This is a genomic window from Enterobacter sp. CM29 (assembly GCF_013179605.1).
Classification (GTDB): Bacteria; Pseudomonadota; Gammaproteobacteria; order Enterobacterales; family Enterobacteriaceae; genus Enterobacter; species Enterobacter intestinihominis.
This window is the reverse complement of the sequence record NZ_JABMCU010000131.1, coordinates 1-12,669: the sequence shown is the minus strand read 5'-3', so window position 1 is coordinate 12,669 and position 12,669 is coordinate 1. Positions and strand designations below refer to the sequence as shown.

Annotated in this window: 12 protein-coding genes and 2 tRNA genes; 11 read left to right on the top strand and 3 right to left on the bottom strand. The window is 56.8% G+C overall.

Going from position 1 to position 12,669, the window contains the following annotated elements; translation table 11 throughout:
• The first annotated feature begins 42 nt into the window (after window positions 1-42).
• Window positions 43-119: transfer RNA gene (locus HP459_RS15775), tRNA-Asp, on the top strand.
• A 53-nt stretch (window positions 120-172) separates the two neighbouring features.
• Window positions 173-248 (top strand) — tRNA-Trp (locus HP459_RS15770).
• A gap of 100 nt (window positions 249-348) precedes the next feature.
• Here the strand turns inward: HP459_RS15770 and hdfR are convergent.
• On the bottom strand, window positions 349-1,170 hold the full coding sequence (gene hdfR, locus HP459_RS15765) for an HTH-type transcriptional regulator HdfR (protein ID WP_022649779.1): 822 nt from the start codon (window positions 1,168-1,170) through the stop codon (window positions 349-351).
• 118 nt (window positions 1,171-1,288) lie between these two features.
• Here hdfR and HP459_RS15760 point away from each other — a divergent pair, with 118 nt between their 5' ends.
• Entirely contained in the window at window positions 1,289-1,627 is a 339-nt protein-coding gene (locus HP459_RS15760; protein ID WP_006808641.1) for a DUF413 domain-containing protein, read from the top strand.
• 27 nt (window positions 1,628-1,654) lie between these two features.
• Here HP459_RS15760 and HP459_RS15755 read toward each other — a convergent pair whose 3' ends face one another.
• Window positions 1,655-3,175 carry a YifB family Mg chelatase-like AAA ATPase gene (locus HP459_RS15755; RefSeq protein WP_126504102.1) on the bottom strand — a complete coding sequence of 507 codons (1,521 nt, stop codon included), beginning with the start codon at window positions 3,173-3,175 and terminating at the stop codon, window positions 1,655-1,657.
• 340 nt (window positions 3,176-3,515) lie between these two features.
• Here HP459_RS15755 and ilvL point away from each other — a divergent pair, with 340 nt between their 5' ends.
• The 7 genes from ilvL (at window position 3,516) to ilvA (ending at window position 10,066) form a co-directional block, all read left to right on the top strand.
• The gene (gene ilvL, locus HP459_RS15750; protein ID WP_001311244.1) at window positions 3,516-3,614 is read left to right on the top strand and encodes an ilv operon leader peptide; all 99 of its coding nucleotides are present in this window, start codon (window positions 3,516-3,518) and stop codon (window positions 3,612-3,614) included.
• An 86-nt stretch (window positions 3,615-3,700) separates the two neighbouring features.
• Complete coding sequence (gene ilvX, locus HP459_RS23390) at window positions 3,701-3,751, top strand: peptide IlvX (RefSeq protein ID WP_166792073.1); 51 nt, start codon at window positions 3,701-3,703, stop codon at window positions 3,749-3,751.
• 2 nt (window positions 3,752-3,753) lie between these two features.
• Window positions 3,754-5,400: an acetolactate synthase 2 catalytic subunit gene (ilvG, locus tag HP459_RS15745; RefSeq protein ID WP_045308986.1), complete on the top strand. Its 1,647-nt coding sequence runs from the start codon at window positions 3,754-3,756 to the stop codon at window positions 5,398-5,400.
• Window positions 5,397-5,660 carry an acetolactate synthase 2 small subunit gene (ilvM, locus tag HP459_RS15740; RefSeq protein ID WP_046620405.1) on the top strand — a complete coding sequence of 88 codons (264 nt, stop codon included), beginning with the start codon at window positions 5,397-5,399 and terminating at the stop codon, window positions 5,658-5,660. Before ilvG ends, ilvM begins: the two co-directional genes overlap by 4 nt.
• Window positions 5,661-5,678: 18 nt before the next feature.
• Complete coding sequence (ilvE, locus tag HP459_RS15735; RefSeq protein ID WP_003860182.1) at window positions 5,679-6,608, top strand: branched-chain-amino-acid transaminase; 930 nt, start codon at window positions 5,679-5,681, stop codon at window positions 6,606-6,608.
• 60 nt (window positions 6,609-6,668) lie between these two features.
• A complete protein-coding gene (gene ilvD, locus HP459_RS15730) occupies window positions 6,669-8,519 on the top strand; it encodes a dihydroxy-acid dehydratase (RefSeq protein ID WP_022649775.1) in 1,851 nt (616 codons plus the stop codon).
• 2 nt (window positions 8,520-8,521) lie between these two features.
• Window positions 8,522-10,066, top strand: coding sequence for a threonine ammonia-lyase, biosynthetic (ilvA, locus tag HP459_RS15725; RefSeq protein WP_100148853.1), 1,545 nt, complete (start codon window positions 8,522-8,524; stop codon window positions 10,064-10,066).
• 45 nt (window positions 10,067-10,111) lie between these two features.
• Here the strand turns inward: ilvA and ilvY are convergent, their stop codons facing one another.
• Window positions 10,112-11,002: an HTH-type transcriptional activator IlvY gene (ilvY, locus tag HP459_RS15720; protein ID WP_017382574.1), complete on the bottom strand. Its 891-nt coding sequence runs from the start codon at window positions 11,000-11,002 to the stop codon at window positions 10,112-10,114.
• 152 nt (window positions 11,003-11,154) lie between these two features.
• Here ilvY and ilvC point away from each other — a divergent pair, with 152 nt between their 5' ends.
• Window positions 11,155-12,630: a ketol-acid reductoisomerase gene (ilvC, locus tag HP459_RS15715; protein ID WP_022649773.1), complete on the top strand. Its 1,476-nt coding sequence runs from the start codon at window positions 11,155-11,157 to the stop codon at window positions 12,628-12,630.
• The last annotated feature ends 39 nt before the right edge of the window (window positions 12,631-12,669 follow it).

Sequence of the window (12,669 nt, the reverse complement as noted above, 5' to 3'; positions counted from 1 at the left end):
GTAAGCCGGTGCATTAATCCGGTGGTTACAGAAGTATTCGGTGGAGCGGTAGTTCAGTCGGTTAGAATACCTGCCTGTCACGCAGGGGGTCGCGGGTTCGAGTCCCGTCCGTTCCGCCACTTATTAAGACATTAAGCCTGCCCAAAGGGCAGGCTTAATGGCAAAAAAATTTAGGGGCGTAGCTCAGTTGGTAGAGCACCGGTCTCCAAAACCGGGTGTCGCGAGTTCGAGTCTCTCCGCCCCTGCCATATAGAATCCTTTGCTTCGGCAAAGGATTTTTTTTTGCCTGCAAAACGGCTCAACACCTTCCTGAAGAATAAGCAGCCTGCGTTTCCGCAGGCTTTTGCGTTAATCCAGTATGCTGGTTTTTAACAGATCTTTTATCTGCGACTGCTTATCGCTGTTTTGCAACCAAATAGCATACAGCGGCCTGGAGAGCGTTGTTGAATCGGTGACAACATGGAGTGCAGGTTTATTATCCGCCCAGCGAACAGGTAACCATGTACAGCCTTTCAGTGTGGGAAGATGCTGGCATGCGATCTCCGCAGAGCTTGTCGTGAGTTGCGGGATATCATCGCTGGCAATTAACCCCGTCTCGTGCTGCTGAAAATCAGGCCCCCATTCCAGGCGTAAATAATTCAGGTCGGCCTTCATCATTGCAGGCTCGGATGCATAGAGCGCCAGGCTAAACTGTCCAACAATCTGGCTGCTAAATTCATCCATCTTGGGGGCTTCTGTTGTGATCAGCAGATCAAGCTGCCGCTCGTGGAGTTGCTTAACCAGCGACTGGCGTTGCGCAATCCTCGCCTCAAATTGCAGATGGTTGTGTGTGCGATATAGCCGCATAAGCCACTGGCTGAGCATGCATTCCCATAGTGAAGCGCTGGCACCGATCGAGAATTCATTATGCCGGGAGGTGTGCGCAACCTCCTTTCGCGCTGCCTGCCAGGTATTCATCAGGGTTTCTGCATAAGGCAATAGCTTTTCACCGGCCGGGGTTAGACGAATATTGTTGCGATGGCGGGTAAAAAGGTTCACACCCAGTTGATTTTCCAGCTGTCGAATACGAAAACTGACTGCTGACTGCGTCAGGTAGAGGGCTTCAGCTGCTCGCCCAAAGTGTCGCGTTCTGCTCACTTCGAGGAAAGTTTTTAGCAATTCCGTATCCACATCTTTCTCCACAAAATTATTTGTCGTTATGATTTAAATGTTTTGTTTTACACTCTGTCAAGCGTAACTAATACTCCGCGCCATAAATAGCTCGGCCAAAGAATTAGGAGCGTGTAGGATGGCGGAAAGCTTTACGACGACTAATCGTTTTTTCGATAATAAACATTATCCGCGCGGGTTCTCTCGTCACGGCGATTTCACTATCAAAGAAGCTCAACTTCTTGAGCGCCATGGTTATGCCTTTAACGAGCTGGATCTGGGTAAGCGCGAACCGGCAACCGAAGATGAAAAACAGTTTGTCTCTGTTTGTCGTGGTGAGCGTGAGCCGCAGTCTGATGCAGAACGTGTATGGATCAAGTATATGGCTCGCATTAAGCGTCCTAAGCGTTTCCATACGCTGTCTGGCGGCAAGCCGCAGATGGAAGGTGCAGAAGACTACACCGAGTCTGACGATTAAGAAGAGAAGGGGCTACGGCCCCTTTTTTTATGCCAGCATTTTTTGCAGATGCAACAGCAGCCGATCGATCGCACGGTAGCTTAATGCCTCCTGCAAATGTCGCCTCTCTATTCCGGGGCAGCCCTCCACGTCAGCGACCGTGCGCGCAACTTTCAACAAACGCTGCCACGCGCGAATGGATAGCCCAAACCGCGTCAGTGTCTCTTCCAGCCAGCCTGCATCTTCGGCGTTGAGAGAGCAAAACTGTCGGATCCCGCTGTTATCCAGCCGGGCATTCAGCCTGTTCTGACGAGCATACTGCCGCGCCTGAGCCGCAATAACCCGTTCTCGCACCGCTGCTGAGCTTTCGCCTTTGATACCGGTTTGCCTCAGCAGACCGGGCGGTGGCAGGGGGATCTCGAGAGATAAATCAAAACGGTCGAGGAAGGGGCCGGACAGCTTACTCAGATAGCGCAGCGTCTGCTCCGGCGTACAGCGGTTATGGTTGCCCTGATAATGGCCCGTTGGGCTAGGGTTCATCGCGGCGACCAGCTGAAACTGCGCAGGGTAGCTTATTTTGGCGCGTGTACGAGACAGATGGATTTCGCCGGATTCAATCGGCTCCCGCAACGCATCCAGCACGCGGCGTTCAAACTCTGGCAATTCATCCAGGAACAGAATGCCGTTGTGTGCCAGTGAGATTTCACCCGGTCCGGGAATTGAGCCCCCGCCCACCATCGCGGTAAGAGACGCACTGTGGTGTGGCGAGCGGAAAGGACGGCGGCGCCACTGTTTATGCAGCGATATTGAACTGACCAGGCTAAATATCGCGGCGCTTTCCAGCGCGTCGTGATTATTGAGGGGGGGCAGCAGGCCGCTCAACCTGCTCGCCAGCATCGTTTTCCCCGTGCCTGGCGGACCTATCAGTAGCAGGTTATGCCCACCCGCGGCCGTTATTTCTAACGCCCGCTTACCCTGTTCCTGACCCATAATATCGCTGAGGTCATCGGGTGAATCTGCCACTACCTCCTCATTCTCCTGCGGCTCGGCAAGCTCGTGTCGGCCTTCCAGCCAGGCGCAAACCTCCTGCAAATGTCCCGCGACAAGACACCCCTTTTCGGCGATAAGGCTGACTTCAGAGGCATTTTCATTGGCCACAATGATTTGCCTTCCCGCGCGTATGGCTTCAAGCGCACCCGAGATTGCTCCGGGAACGCCTCTTAACGCGCCTGTAAGCGCTAATTCACCCACGAACTCGCACGAGCTTAACCCTGACGTATTGAGCTGTTCAGAAGCCGCGAGAAGCGCTATAGCAATAGGTAAATCATATCGCCCTCCCTCCTTTGGCAAATCGGCGGGCGCAAGGTTGATGGTGATCTTCTTCGCCGGAAAAGCATAACCGCTATTAATAATTGCGCTGCGCACGCGATCCCTGGCCTCCTTAACGGTCGTTTCGGGTAAGCCGACCAGCGTCAGTCCGGGCAGTCCATTACTTAAATGAACCTCTACAGAAATAAGCGGTGCCTTCACGCCGATGGCCGCGCGTGTATAAACAACTGACAGTGACATAAGCCCTCCTTGGCGGTGACTATGCCAGCATCATTTTTTCCTGTTTAGCGCTAATTCACTGAATTACGGCGCTCGTTCCAGCCTTTTAGCGCCTAAATGTAATCATTACATGTCGGTGGAATCGGCCTCGCAGAAAAGAAATCATGCGCGCCTTGCCTGATGAAACAGGACAAAAAAATGAATAATCTTCATTTCTATTTTTTCCCTATATAAAACAACGATTTTGAAAGAAATAGTTCGCCTGCTACAGAAATGAGTCATAAAAAAATCTTGTGTCAGATGAAATATCTGTGGTAACTCTTTAGGTATTCCTTCGAACAAGATGCAAAAAGAACTGAAAATGACAGCCCTTCTACGAGTGATTAGCCTGGTCGTGATTAGCGTGGTGGTGATTATTATCCCACCGTGCGGGGCTGCACTTGGACGAGGAAAGGCTTAGAAATCAAGCCTTAACGAACTAAGACCCCCGCACCGAAAGGTCCGGGGGTTTTTTTATGACTAAAAAACTTAAATGAGGAGCAGAGAATGACGACTAGCACAAAATTCTGTTTCTCCAGATTTATGACGGGGAACTAACTATGAATGGGGCACAATGGGTAGTACATGCGTTGCGCGCGCAGGGAGTCGAAACCGTATTCGGTTATCCGGGTGGCGCAATTATGCCGATTTACGATGCACTGTATGACGGCGGCGTGGAACACCTCTTGTGCCGACACGAGCAGGGCGCAGCGATGGCCGCCATCGGTTATGCCCGTGCGACCGGTAAAACAGGCGTCTGTATGGCCACCTCCGGTCCGGGCGCAACGAACCTGATCACCGGCCTGGCTGACGCGCTGCTCGATTCTGTACCCGTGGTGGCGATCACCGGCCAGGTGGCCTCTCCGTTCATCGGCACCGATGCTTTCCAGGAAGTGGATGTGCTTGGTTTATCGCTTGCCTGCACCAAACACAGCTTCCTCGTTCAGTCTCTCGAAGAGCTGCCGCGCGTGATGGCCGAAGCGTTCGAGGTTGCCAGCTCTGGCCGTCCTGGCCCGGTTCTGGTAGATATCCCGAAAGATATTCAGGTTGCACTCGGCGATCTGGAACCGCACTTCTCCACCGTTGAAAGCGACAACGTGTTTCCCCATACGGAGGTTGAAGAGGCTCGCCAGATGCTGGCGCAGGCGAAACAGCCGATGCTGTATGTAGGCGGCGGCGTGGGCATGGCGCAGGCTGTTCCTGCCCTGCGCGAATTTATCGCAGTAACGCAAATGCCCGCCACCTGCACGCTGAAAGGATTGGGCGCGGTCGACGCGGACTATCCATACTATTTGGGCATGTTAGGGATGCACGGCACCAAAGCGGCAAACCTGGCAGTGCAGGAGTGTGACCTGCTCATCGCCGTCGGCGCCCGTTTTGACGACCGCGTCACCGGCAAGCTGAACACCTTTGCGCCGAATGCCAAAGTGATCCATATGGACATCGACCCGGCGGAGATGAACAAACTGCGTCAGGCGCATGTCGCGTTGCAGGGCGATCTCAACGCGCTTTTACCGGCGCTGGAGCAGCCGCTGGATATCAACCCATGGCGACAGCACACCGCAGATATGCGCGCTGAACACGCCTGGCGTTACGATCACCCCGGCGAGGCCATCTATGCGCCACTGTTGTTGAAACAGTTGTCCGACCGCAAACCCGCAGACAGCGTGGTGACGACGGATGTCGGCCAGCATCAGATGTGGTCAGCCCAGCACATGACCTACACCCGCCCGGAGAACTTCATCACCTCGAGCGGCTTAGGCACGATGGGCTTCGGCCTGCCCGCTGCCGTGGGCGCACAGGTTGCCCGCCCGAACGATACCGTTATCTGTATCTCCGGTGACGGCTCCTTCATGATGAACGTCCAGGAGCTCGGCACCGTGAAGCGTAAGCAGTTACCGCTGAAAATCGTTTTGCTCGATAACCAGCGTTTGGGAATGGTTCGCCAGTGGCAGCAGCTGTTCTTCCAGGAGCGTTACAGCGAAACGACCCTGACCGACAACCCCGATTTCCTCACCCTGGCCAGCGCCTTCGGCATTCCTGGCCAGCACATCACCCGTAAAGACCAGGTTGAAGCGGCACTCGACACCATGCTGTCAAGCGAAGGGCCATACCTGCTTCATGTCTCAATCGACGAGCTTGAGAACGTCTGGCCGTTGGTACCGCCCGGTGCCAGTAACTCACAAATGCTGGAGAAATTATCATGATGCAACATCAGGTCGCCGTGCAGGCTCGCTTCAACCCGGAAACGTTAGAACGCGTATTGCGTGTGGTCCGTCACCGTGGTTTTCAGGTTTGCTCTATGAATATGGAAACGGCCACGGATGCACAAAATATCAGTATCGAATTAACCGTTGCCAGCCCGCGGCCGGTCGACTTACTGTTTAGTCAGTTATCAAAACTGGTAGACGTTGCCCATGTTGCCATCTGCCAGACCACAACCACATCACAACAAATCCGCGCTTAAGCGTGACAGGACGAAAAAATGACGACAAAAAAAGCTGATTACATTTGGTTCAATGGTGAGATGGTTCGCTGGGAAGACGCGAAGGTCCACGTGATGTCCCACGCGCTGCACTACGGCACCTCCGTGTTTGAAGGCATCCGTTGCTACGATTCTCACAAAGGACCAGTGGTGTTCCGCCATCGCGAACACATGCAGCGTCTGCATGACTCAGCCAAAATTTATCGTTTCCCGGTCTCCCAAAGCGTTGATGAGCTGATGGAAGCCTGCCGCGAGGTGATCCGCCAGAACAAACTGACCAGTGCCTATATTCGTCCGCTGGTCTTCGTGGGTGATGTCGGCATGGGTGTCAATCCGCCCGCTGGCTATAACACCGATGTGATCATTGCTGCGTTCCCGTGGGGCGCCTACCTGGGCGCGGAAGCACTGGATCAGGGGATCGACGCAATGGTTTCTTCCTGGAACCGCGTGGCACCAAACACTATCCCGACCGCGGCTAAAGCGGGCGGTAACTACCTCTCCTCACTGCTGGTTGGCAGCGAAGCGCGCCGTCACGGTTACCAGGAAGGTATCGCGCTCGATGTAAATGGCTACATCTCCGAAGGTGCGGGCGAAAACCTGTTTGAAGTGAAAGACGGCATTCTGTTCACCCCGCCGTTTACCTCGTCCGCGCTGCCGGGCATCACCCGCGACGCCATCATCAAGCTGGCAAAAGATCTGGGTATCGAAGTACGCGAGCAGGTGCTGTCCCGCGAATCCCTGTACCTGGCTGACGAAGTGTTCATGTCCGGTACCGCGGCTGAAATTACACCGGTGCGTAGCGTCGACGGCATTCAGGTGGGCGAAGGCCGCTGTGGTCCGGTCACCAAACGCATTCAGCAAGCCTTCTTCGGCCTGTTCACCGGCGAAACAGAAGACAAATACGGCTGGTTGGATCAGGTTAATCACTAAATATAAATTTGGGACGGCACGCACCGTCCCATTTAATAGTCAGACGGGAGTAAATAAAGCATGCCTAAGTATCGTTCAGCCACCACCACCCACGGCCGTAATATGGCGGGTGCCCGCGCACTGTGGCGCGCCACCGGAATGACCGACGCCGATTTCGGCAAGCCAATTATCGCCGTGGTGAACTCCTTCACCCAGTTTGTGCCGGGCCACGTGCACCTGCGCGATCTCGGTAAGCTGGTTGCCGAGCAAATCGAAGCCTCCGGCGGCGTGGCGAAAGAGTTCAACACCATTGCGGTGGATGACGGTATCGCAATGGGCCACGGGGGGATGCTCTATTCACTGCCGTCGCGCGAGCTGATCGCCGACTCGGTGGAGTACATGGTTAACGCCCACTGCGCCGATGCGATGGTCTGTATCTCCAACTGCGACAAAATCACCCCGGGGATGCTGATGGCCTCCCTGCGCCTGAACATTCCGGTGATCTTCGTTTCCGGCGGCCCGATGGAAGCGGGTAAAACCAAGCTTTCCGACAAAATCATCAAGCTCGACCTGGTCGATGCGATGATCCAGGGCGCGGACCCGAAAGTCTCTGACGAGCAGAGCGACCAGGTGGAACGCTCCGCGTGTCCGACCTGCGGCTCCTGTTCCGGGATGTTCACCGCCAACTCCATGAACTGCCTGACCGAAGCGCTGGGCCTTTCTCAGCCGGGTAACGGCTCGCTGCTGGCGACCCACGCCGACCGTAAGCAGCTGTTCCTTAACGCGGGCAAGCGCATCGTTGAGCTGACCAAACGCTACTACGAGCAGGACGATGCCAGCGCGCTGCCGCGCAACATCGCCAGTAAAGCGGCGTTCGAAAACGCCATGACGCTGGATATCGCCATGGGCGGTTCCACCAACACCGTTCTGCACCTGCTGGCCGCCGCGCAGGAAGCCGAAATCGACTTCACCATGAGCGACATCGACAAGCTCTCCCGCAAAGTGCCGCAGCTGTGTAAAGTCGCGCCGAGTACCCAGAAGTACCATATGGAAGACGTGCATCGTGCTGGTGGTGTCATCGGTATTCTCGGCGAGCTGGATCGCGCAGGGCTGCTGAACCGCAACGTGAAAAATGTGCTCGGCCTGACGCTGCCGGAGTCGCTGGACCAGTACGACGTGATGCTGACCAAAGACGACGCGGTGAAAAAGATGTTCCGCGCCGGTCCGGCAGGTATTCGCACCACGCAGGCGTTCTCGCAGGATTGCCGCTGGGACACGCTGGATGACGATCGCGCCGAAGGCTGCATCCGCTCGCTGGAACATGCCTACAGCAAAGACGGCGGTCTGGCCGTGCTGTACGGTAACTTTGCGGAAAACGGCTGCATCGTGAAAACCGCAGGCGTGGACGACAGCATTCTCAAATTCACCGGTCCGGCAAAAGTGTATGAAAGTCAGGACGAGGCGGTAGACGCTATCCTCGGTGGCAAAGTGGTGGAAGGCGACGTGGTGGTCATTCGCTACGAAGGGCCGAAAGGCGGTCCGGGCATGCAGGAGATGCTCTACCCGACTACCTTCCTGAAATCGATGGGCCTCGGCAAAGCCTGCGCGCTGATCACCGACGGTCGTTTCTCTGGCGGCACGTCAGGCCTCTCCATTGGCCACGTCTCCCCGGAAGCGGCAAGCGGCGGCAATATCGCGATCATCGAAGATGGCGACCTGATCGAAATCGACATTCCGAACCGCGGCATTCAGCTGAAGCTGAGTGACCAGGAGATTGCGGCCCGTCGTGAAGCGCAGGAAGCCCGCGGCGACAAAGCCTGGACGCCGAAAGACCGCCAGCGTGAAGTCTCCTTCGCCCTGCGTGCCTACGCAAGCCTTGCCACCAGTGCAGATAAAGGCGCGGTGCGCGATAAATCTAAACTTGGGGGCTAATGATGGCCGAGTCACAACCCTTATCCGCCGCCCCCGAGGGGGCGGAATACCTGAGAGCGGTGCTGCGCGCGCCGGTCTATGAAGCCGTGCAGGTCACGCCCCTGCAAAAAATGGACAAACTCTCCTCGCGCCTCGACAACGTCATTCTGGTGAAGCGCGAAGACAGGCAGCCGGTGCACAGCTTCAAGCTGCGCGGCGCCTACGCGATGATGGCCGGGCTGACGGATGAGCAGAAAGCGCGCGGCGTCATTACCGCGTCGGCGGGCAACCACGCGCAGGGCGTAGCGTTCTCCGCGGCCCGTTTAGGGCTGAAAGCGCTGATCGTGATGCCGGTTGCCACGGCGGATATCAAAGTCGACGCGGTGCGCGGGTTCGGCGGCGAAGTGCTGCTCCACGGCGCGAATTTTGACGAAGCGAAAGCCAAAGCGATTGAGCTGGCGCAGCAGCAGGGCTTCACCTGGGTCCCGCCGTTCGATCACCCGATGGTGATTGCCGGGCAGGGTACGCTGGCGCTGGAACTGTTGCAGCAGGATGCCCATCTCGACCGCGTTTTCGTCCCGGTGGGCGGCGGTGGCTTAGCCGCTGGTGTGGCGGTGCTGATCAAACAGCTAATGCCGCAGATCAAAGTGATTGCGGTTGAAGCGGAAGACTCCGCTTGCCTGAAGGCGGCGCTGGACGCCGGACATCCGGTGGATCTGCCGCGCGTCGGGCTGTTCGCCGAGGGCGTGGCGGTGAAGCGCATTGGCGATGAAACGTTCCGTCTGTGCCAGGAGTATCTCGACGATATCGTCACCGTCGACAGCGACGCTATCTGCGCGGCGATGAAAGATCTCTTCGAGGATGTGCGTGCGGTGGCGGAGCCGTCCGGCGCGCTGGCGCTGGCGGGGATGAAGAAATACATCGCCCAGCACAACATTCGCGGCGAGCGTCTGGCGCACGTGCTTTCCGGCGCCAATGTGAACTTCCACGGCCTGCGCTACGTGTCCGAACGCTGTGAGCTGGGCGAGCAGCGTGAAGCCCTGCTGGCGGTGACCATTCCGGAAGAGAAGGGCAGCTTCCTGAAGTTTTGCCAGCTGCTGGGCGGCCGTTCGGTAACGGAGTTCAACTACCGCTTTGCCGATGCCAAAGATGCGTGCATATTTGTCGGCGTGCGTCTGAGCCGTGGCGTGGAGGAGCGCAAAGAGATCCTCAGCCTGCTGCATGACGGCGGCTACAGCGTGGTCGATCTCTCCGACGACGAAATGGCGAAGCTGCACGTGCGTTACATGGTCGGCGGCCGTCCATCCAAGCCGCTCAAGGAACGCCTGTTCAGCTTCGAGTTCCCGGAATCGCCGGGCGCGTTGCTCAAGTTCCTGCACACGCTGGGCACCCACTGGAACATTTCTCTGTTCCACTACCGCAGCCACGGCACCGACTACGGCCGCGTTCTGGCGGCGTTCGAGCTGGGCGAGCACGAGCCGGATTTCGAAACGCGCCTGAACGAGCTGGGCTATGAGTGCCATGACGAAACCCACAACCCGGCGTTCCGCTTCTTCCTCGCGGGCTAAGGGTTGAGCTGCGTGTAGGCCGGGTAAGCGCAGCGCCACCCGGCTTTAGTGGTTCGGCAATATCTTCCAGAACGCATCAATAAGCGGCTCATGCAGCCGCTTTTTTTGTGCGCACACGCCAAGCTCGAACGGCGTTTTTTCGTCGCTGCGTTCTAAAATCATCACGCGATTACGCACTGGCTCCGGGCTGTTTTCCAGCACCACTTCTGGCAGCAGCGCCACGCCGCAGCCGAGCGCTACCATCGACACCATCGCCTCATGGCCGCCGACCGTGGCGTAAATCGACGGGTTGCTGATTTTCTGGCGGCGGAACCACAGCTCAATGCGGCGGCGCACCGGCCCCTGATCGGCCATGATAAACGGCACCGTCGACCAGTCCGGTTTCTCCACCGAGACCTGGTTGCGCACCGGGCAGGGCAGCGCCGGGGCAATCAGTACTACCGCCAGATTCTCCAGCATTGAGAACGCTACCGCGCCCGGCAGGGTTTCCGGCTTCCCGGCAATCGCGAGATCCGCTTCGCCCGTGACCACTTTTTCCATCGCGTCGGCGGCATCGCCGGTGGTGAGCTTAATTTCAACCGACGGATGTTCCGCGCGGAAGCGGTCGAGAATGGGGGGAAGATGGCTGTAGGCGGCGGTCACGGAGCAGAAAATATGCAGCTCGCCGGAAAGCGACGGCCCCTGCTGGTCGATGGTGTGCCGCAGCTGCTGGTACTGCAACAAGGTTTGCTGGGCAAAGATGCGCAGCTCTTCACCGGCTTCCGTGAGGGTGACGGTGCGGTTATCGCGCACGAACAGCGGCTGGCCGAGGTCTTCCTCAAGGCGCTGGATCTGGCGCGACAGCGTGGAAGGGCTGACGTGCATCGCCCGGGCGCTGCGGCCAAAGTGACGGCTTTCCGCCAGATGCAGGAACATTTTCAGATCGCGTAAATCCACCGATTCCACTCCCTCTTTTTACATTGCATAAATTGCAATGTGACGTTGTGAATATATCAATTTCCGCAATAAATTTCCTGTTGTAATGTGGGTACATTCTCGCTGAAACGCGAACCGAACAATAAGACACACAACATCACGAGGTATCACCCATGGCTAACTACTTTAATACACTGAACTTGCGCCAGCAGCTGGCGCAGCTGGGCAAATGCCGCTTCATGGCGCGCGATGAATTTGCTGATGGCGCGAGCTACCTTCAGGGTAAAAAAGTGGTCATTGTTGGCTGTGGCGCACAGGGTCTGAACCAGGGCCTGAACATGCGTGACTCCGGGCTGGATATCTCCTACGCCCTGCGTAAAGAAGCGATTGCCGAGAAGCGCGCTTCCTGGCGTAAAGCGACCGAAAACGGCTTCAAAGTAGGTACCTACGAAGAGCTGATCCCGCAGGCGGACCTGGTGGTTAACCTGACGCCAGACAAGCAGCACTCTGACGTTGTGCGTTCCGTACAGCCGCTGATGAAAGACGGCGCGGCGCTGGGTTACTCCCACGGCTTCAACATCGTTGAAGTGGGCGAGCAGATCCGTAAAGACATCACCGTAGTGATGGTGGCACCGAAGTGCCCGGGCACCGAAGTGCGCGAAGAGTACAAACGTGGTTTCGGCGTACCGACGCTGATCGCCGTTCACCCGGAAAACGATCCGAAAGGCGAAGGCATGGCGATTGCCAAAGCCTGGGCAGCGGCCACCGGCGGCCATCGTGCGGGCGTACTGGAATCTTCCTTCGTTGCGGAAGTGAAATCTGACCTGATGGGCGAGCAGACCATTCTGTGCGGCATGCTCCAGGCTGGCTCCCTGCTGTGCTTCGACAAGCTGGTGGAAGAGGGCACCGACCCGGCATATGCGGAAAAACTGATTCAGTTCGGCTGGGAAACCATCACCGAAGCGCTGAAGCAGGGCGGCATTACGCTGATGATGGACCGTCTGTCCAATCCGGCAAAACTGCGCGCGTTCGCACTCTCTGAACAGCTGAAAACCATCATGGCACCGCTGTTCCAGAAACACATGGACGACATCATCTCCGGCGAGTTCTCTTCCGGCATGATGGCGGACTGGGCGAATGACGATAAGAAACTGCTGACCTGGCGCGAAGAGACCGGTAAAACCGCGTTCGAAACGGCACCACAGTTTGAGGGTAAAATCAGCGAGCAGGAGTACTTCGATAAAGGCGTACTGATGATCGCGATGGTGAAAGCGGGCGTTGAGCTGGCGTTCGAAACCATGGTGGATTCCGGCATCATTGAAGAATCTGCGTACTACGAATCGCTGCACGAGCTGCCGCTGATCGCAAACACCATCGCCCGTAAGCGTCTGTATGAGATGAACGTGGTGATCTCCGATACCGCCGAGTACGGTAACTATCTGTTCTCTTACGCCTGCGTACCGCTGCTGAAAGAGTTCATGACTACCCTGCAAGCAGGCGATCTGGGTAAAGCGATTGCGGAAGGTGCGGTTGATAACGCGCAGCTTCGTGACGTTAACGAAGCGATTCGCAGCCACGAAATCGAGAAAGTGGGCCAGAAACTGCGTGGCTACATGACCGATATGAAACGTATCGCAGTAGCAGACTAAAAAGACAATCGGGTGGCGCAAGCCACCCGAACTGTTTTA

What these genes read in the sequence shown, in the direction of transcription:
- ilvD (WP_022649775.1), top strand. Translation starts at nt 6,669, where the DNA reads ATGCCTAAGTATCGTTCAGCCACCACCACCCACGGCCGTAATATGGCG.
- ilvA (WP_100148853.1), top strand. Translation starts at nt 8,522, where the DNA reads ATGGCCGAGTCACAACCCTTATCCGCCGCCCCCGAGGGGGCGGAATAC.
- ilvG (WP_045308986.1), top strand. Translation starts at nt 3,754, where the DNA reads ATGAATGGGGCACAATGGGTAGTACATGCGTTGCGCGCGCAGGGAGTC.
- ilvL (WP_001311244.1), top strand. Translation starts at nt 3,516, where the DNA reads ATGACAGCCCTTCTACGAGTGATTAGCCTGGTCGTGATTAGCGTGGTG.
- ilvC (WP_022649773.1), top strand. Translation starts at nt 11,155, where the DNA reads ATGGCTAACTACTTTAATACACTGAACTTGCGCCAGCAGCTGGCGCAG.
- HP459_RS15755 (WP_126504102.1), bottom strand. Translation starts at nt 3,175, where the DNA reads ATGTCACTGTCAGTTGTTTATACACGCGCGGCCATCGGCGTGAAGGCA.
- ilvM (WP_046620405.1), top strand. Translation starts at nt 5,397, where the DNA reads ATGATGCAACATCAGGTCGCCGTGCAGGCTCGCTTCAACCCGGAAACG.
- ilvE (WP_003860182.1), top strand. Translation starts at nt 5,679, where the DNA reads ATGACGACAAAAAAAGCTGATTACATTTGGTTCAATGGTGAGATGGTT.
- HP459_RS15760 (WP_006808641.1), top strand. Translation starts at nt 1,289, where the DNA reads ATGGCGGAAAGCTTTACGACGACTAATCGTTTTTTCGATAATAAACAT.